This is a genomic window from Thermogemmatispora sp., from assembly GCF_019683635.1.
Taxonomy (GTDB): Bacteria; Chloroflexota; Ktedonobacteria; order Ktedonobacterales; family Ktedonobacteraceae; genus Thermogemmatispora.
On sequence record NZ_JADGIA010000291.1, the window covers coordinates 1 to 4,904 of the forward strand.

2 protein-coding genes and 2 pseudogenes are annotated in these 4,904 nt (G+C 63.4%); 2 read left to right on the plus strand and 2 right to left on the minus strand.

Features of this window, described 5'->3' with window-relative positions; all coding sequences use genetic code 11:
* Positions 1-1,172: pseudogene (locus IRZ31_RS20190) on the plus strand (hypothetical protein); the annotation flags it as partial.
* A 50-nt stretch (positions 1,173-1,222) separates the two neighbouring features.
* Complete coding sequence (locus IRZ31_RS20195; protein ID WP_297157210.1) at positions 1,223-2,242, plus strand: hypothetical protein; 1,020 nt, start codon at positions 1,223-1,225, stop codon at positions 2,240-2,242.
* 108 nt (positions 2,243-2,350) lie between these two features.
* Here the strand turns inward: IRZ31_RS20195 and IRZ31_RS20200 are convergent, their stop codons facing one another.
* Both IRZ31_RS20200 and IRZ31_RS20205 read right to left on the minus strand, forming a co-directional pair.
* Positions 2,351-4,411, minus strand: a complete 2,061-nt coding sequence (locus tag IRZ31_RS20200) for a tetratricopeptide repeat protein (RefSeq protein WP_297157213.1) — start codon at positions 4,409-4,411, stop codon at positions 2,351-2,353.
* Between the two features lie 253 nt (positions 4,412-4,664).
* Positions 4,665-4,904, minus strand: a pseudogene (locus IRZ31_RS20205) (glycoside hydrolase family 6 protein); the annotation flags it as partial.

The window sequence follows — 4,904 nt, forward strand, 5'->3', positions numbered from 1 at the left end:
CACTCGCCGCTCAGCGCTACAATGGCCCCGCCCTGCTCCCGCCCGTCCTCGTTCTGCTCTGCACGCTCGTTGCGCTCGGGACCAACCAGATCGCGCAGGGGCGTTGGAAACACCTGCCAGCTCCCAGGGCCAACCGGCTGCGCCTGCGACTGGGGACTCCCTGGTACGTCACTGCGGCCTTCGCTGCCTGCGCGACTCCTACCTTCCCCTTCGTGACGGAGCAGCTCGGCACGGCTGCCGTGGCTATCCTTTTGCTGGTCTCTGCCCTGCTGGCTTTCATTGTTGCCGTTGTAGAGCGTTGGCCCCTGGTTTCACTGGCCACCAGCATCTTCGGCCTGTGGGGACTGGGTGCGCTCACAGGGATGCCAGAGCCAACCTGGCGCCTCCTGCCTGTGGGCGTCGGAGCGCTTGCCATAGCCTTCCTCGCCGATCGGCTGCTGCAACCCAGGGCCAGCCGCTGGTCACCAGCATTGGCCGGGCTTATCCGTCCTTCCTGGTCCTGGGCCTGGGTGCCGCTCATCGTTCTGACCTGGAGCGTGCTGGGCCTCTTTCACCCACACCCCTGGCCGGTCACCCGGCTCCCCGCAGCCGATTCCTGGGGACCCGCCCTGGCCGCTTTGCTCGTCTATGGCTCCGGCCTGCTGTTGCGCCAGGTGGTAATCTGCTGGCTGGGCGTGCCGTTGGCTCTCTCCTCCATCGTACAGCTCAGCGCTGGCTCTGGGCAGGGCAGGCCAGATATGGCCGGACTGGCCCTCTTCTGCCTCCTGTGTACCATCGGGCTGGCTTGCGGAGCCTTTCTACAACGGCACTGGCCTCTGCGGGCCTACGTCTTTCCACTCCTGGCCGCGAACTGCTCCGGCGTTCTGGCCGTGGGCATCGCTGGCAGTCTCGCGACAGAGCAGAGCAGCGTCCTCGGGGCCACCGCTCTGCTGCTTGGCTATGGCCTCCTGATCTGGCTCCTGGCCCTGGGCCTGCGCCTGCCTGTGCTGACGCTGCTCACCGGGCTTTGGACTGCCTGGGGTCTGGTCTTGCTTGTCGGATTCCAGCAGCTATCGCTTCCCTTCCTGCCGTTGTCCCTCACAAGGGACCAGATCCTAACGATTATTGGGACCATCGCTACCCTGCTGGGCCTGCTGAGTCCGCGCCGTCGACCAGAGCAAAGTGTCCCCTGACAACGACGCGCGCCTTCTCCAGCCGCACCCAGCCGTGAGGAGACAGTACGATGAGAGAACACTCCCTTCCGCGGTCCAGCCTCCTGCTCTGGAGCTGGCCCTGGTACCTGCTCGCCGCTCTCGCCGCTACCATGACTGGACTGCTCAGCAGTTCCTGGCTACGACTTCTGGAACTGGCTATCTTCGCATTCTTAGCCACGCTCGTCATGCTCCGCGAGCGTCTTCCCGAGGCCTTGGTCCTGCCAGCAGCACTGCTGGCCTGGCTGCTGGCATTGTTGCCATCTGCACTCCCCCTCTCGCTCGACGAGGCACTGCTTCTGGCCAGCCTTGTCTGCGTCCTGCTTTTCCTATCGCAGTTCACCTGGCGCCTCATCAGGCCAGAACCTCTCTGGCTGGCCCCCACCGTGCCCGCCCAGCTGCTGGCTCTCAGTGGCCAGGTCATGATCATCTTGATCTACTTCGTTCTCATAACTCAGACGCAGACCGGCGCGCTCGCTCTGACGGTCCTGGGCCTCTTCGTGGTCTGGCTGGCTCTGCTGCAGCCGCGGCGCGCCTTCCGCCTCTGGCTGGGCTATACGGCGGGCTTGCTGTTCACCCTGGCCTCGACCTGGGAAATATGGCAGCTCTGGAAGCCGACGTTTGATCTCCTCTGTCTGCCCCTGGCCAGCTATCTGGTCGTTCTCAGCCCCTTCCTGCTCCGCGATCGCCAGACGCCGGGCAGCCAGGGGATAGGACGCATAGCCATCGTGATCGGCGCTTGCTTGCTACTGATCCCTTCCTTCATTTTGAGCATTGTCGCTTCTGAAACAAAGCAGCAGCTCGTTTCGCTGCTGCTCGTCCTGGCTGAGTCGCTCAGCCTGTTCATCTTTGGCATTGCTATGCGCGTGCGCTTCTTTCTCCTGGGGGGGGCCGCTCTGGTCGTTGGAGGGGCTATCAGAGCTGTCATCTACACCTTTCTTGGCGGCCAGCAGTATGCCCTCATCATCTGGACAGCGCTGGGCATCGCCGGCCTGGCCCTGCTGGGAGGCGCCATTTTCCTGACCCTGCGGCGCTCCCCCCTCCAGCTCTGAGCAAGCGCTCGCTCGCAGGCTGCAGTCACCTCCCCAGGAACGCCGCTGGTCTGGCTCCCTGGCATCCGGCTGGCGCCCACAAGCCAGCGGACCGGCTCGGGTCCTCTCTCACACATAGCCCCGCAGCCGGTCCGCTTCTCTGTAAGCCGCTTGCGCCTCGCGCTCTCGCCCCAGCTTCTTGAGGACATTGCCACGACGCTCATACAAATCTGGCTCATCAGGCTGCTGCTGGAGAAGCTGCTCATAGAGCGATAACGCCTCAATATAACGCTCCACAATAAAAAGTGCATCAGCCCGCCGCAGCGAAAGCCTCCCCAGGCCAGTCCTCTCCTCGGCCTCCAACGCCAGCCGGTAGGCCTCGCGCGCCTCCCGCTCACGCCTGAGCTGCAGCAGTGTGTCCGCCTGACCATAGCGGGCATCGACTAGCCCAGGGTCATAGCGCAGCGCCTCCTCATAGGCTGCCAGGGCGGCCCGATACGAACGCAGCTGATAGAGCGCATCGCCGCGCGCGCAGTGCGCGGCGGCAAAGGTCGGCTGCAGCTGCACCGCCCGTTCAAAAGCCGCCAGCGCCTTCCCATATGCCTCATGGGCCAGCAAAATCAGACCGCGGCCATAGTGGGCAGCCACATTGCTCGGATCGATCTCTAGCGCCAGCTCGTAGGCCCGCAAGGCCTCCGCATCCCGGCCAAGCCGCTGGAGCGTAGCCGCACGCCCGCTTTGAGCAGAGCTATCCTGCGGGTTCTGGCGCAGCGCCTGCTCATAAGCTGTGAGTGCCTCCTCGAAATGGGCCAGCTGCCAGCACGTATCACCCAGCCAGCGCCAGTCAAATGGTAGCTCTGGATCACGGGCAGTGGCCTGCAAATAACTCTGCAGCGCCTCCCTATACTTTCCTTGCCGGACCAGCTGGTCGCCAGTTGCCTTCAGCGCCTGAGCCTGCGCCCGCGCCTGGAGCCGGACCCGCTCCTCTTCCTGGCGCCTCTGTACCGCTTCTCGATCCGCCGCCGGCGGAGACTCAGCAGGGGACAACCCGGGCGACCCGACGAGCACTGACGGCGGTTTCAGCTCCACGGGCTGAGCTGGGGGAGGAGCCACAGAGAGAGCGGACACAGAGGGTGACTGCTGAATGGCAGGAGCGGCAACAGATGACTTTTGATGACTTTGCTTCAGTGCACTACTTTCGCGCAGCGGCAGCGGATCGGCAGGATCAATGCGCTCCACGATCCGGTAGCGCTGCAAGGCGATTTCAACCTGGCCTCGGGCGGCCTCCTCACGAGCGCGCTGGAGCCAGCAAGCTTTCAGCTCTCGGTACTGCTCGGGATCATGGGGGGCCGTGCGCAGGGCAGATAGAAACTCAGCGACCGAGGCGTGGCGCTGTTTCGGCTCCTTCATCAGGGCCTTCAGAACTGCCAATTCGATATGGATGGGCAGCTCCGGACGAAAATGCGACGCAGGGGGCGGCAACGCCTCACGCTGCCGTTGGGCCCAGGCGAACCAGCCCCCTCCAGGAGGAACAGTCAACGGCTTGCGACCGGTCAGTAGCTCATATGCCAGGCACCCAAGTGCATACTGATCGCTGGCTGGCGAGACCTCTCCTGCAAATTGCTCCGGGGCCATATACGGCAGTGTCCCAGCAATCGAGAGGCGCTGCGTCGCTGCCGCATCGAGGATGACTGCAATTCCGAAATCGGCGAGCAGCGCGCAGCCGACAGCATCGAACAGGATGTTTTCCGGCTTTAAATCCCGGTGGACCACTGGCTTCTCCTGGGAGTGGGCATGCTCTAAAGCCTGTCCCACCTGCTCCAGAATCTGCAGGGCTTCCTCCAGGGGTAAGCCGTCCGGCTGCTGATGCAAGCGCTCACGCAGCGATCCGCCAGCAGCATAAGCTGCAATCAGATAAGGAGGGAAGTCCTGGTCGAAGCCAGCATCATAGAGCGGCAGAATATGCGGGTGGCGCAGCGCCTCTAGCAGGCGGGCCTCTTGCAGAAATGCCTGCTGCTCCTTTAGCGAGGCGCCACGCGCGCTGCTGAGAAATTTGATCGCCGCGCGGCGAGGTAGCAGCAGATGCTCGGCCAGATAGACTTCGCCAAAACTGCCGCTGGCTAAGCGCTCTCCAATGCGGTAGTGCCCAAGTTGTTTGCCAGTATAGCTACCCGGTGCAGTCGCAGACACTGTGACCCTACTGACGTAGGCGCCGCTCGTCTCTTCAACGATGCGCCTGTCTCATCTTTGTCCTCCTGCTTGCCAGTAAGGATACCATAAATGACGAGCAGCATGCTAGAGCGATCCAGCTCGGGAGACATCCGCCACAGCAGCAAAACGAGCCTGGTGCCGCGGCTAGTCCCTTAGCCGCAACACCAGGCTGCTGCGCAGGTAATGGAGCTTTGCCGCCAGAGCAAAGATCCTGCTGACCGATGAGACTGGCCTAGAAGGGCGGATAGGCGTTCTGGACCAGGGTGTCAAAGCCCGCCTGGAACCAGGCCCCAGCCACTGGCGCGTTCGGCATCGCTCCCGTCGGCTGGTTGTTGTTCATCGAATTGCCCCCGTAGGTCGGGTCGCACATTCGATCGAAGCCCTTGCCCGTCGGGTTGTTCGGCCCCTGCGGGATCAGGCTGCTGGAGCCATCCGACTCCCCGGGCGGCTTGATCCACACAAAGGCATCAAA

Bases quoted from the DNA above. Each gene is read 5' to 3' on its own strand.
- IRZ31_RS20195 (WP_297157210.1), top strand. From the start codon at position 1,223: ATGAGAGAACACTCCCTTCCGCGGTCCAGCCTCCTGCTCTGGAGCTGG.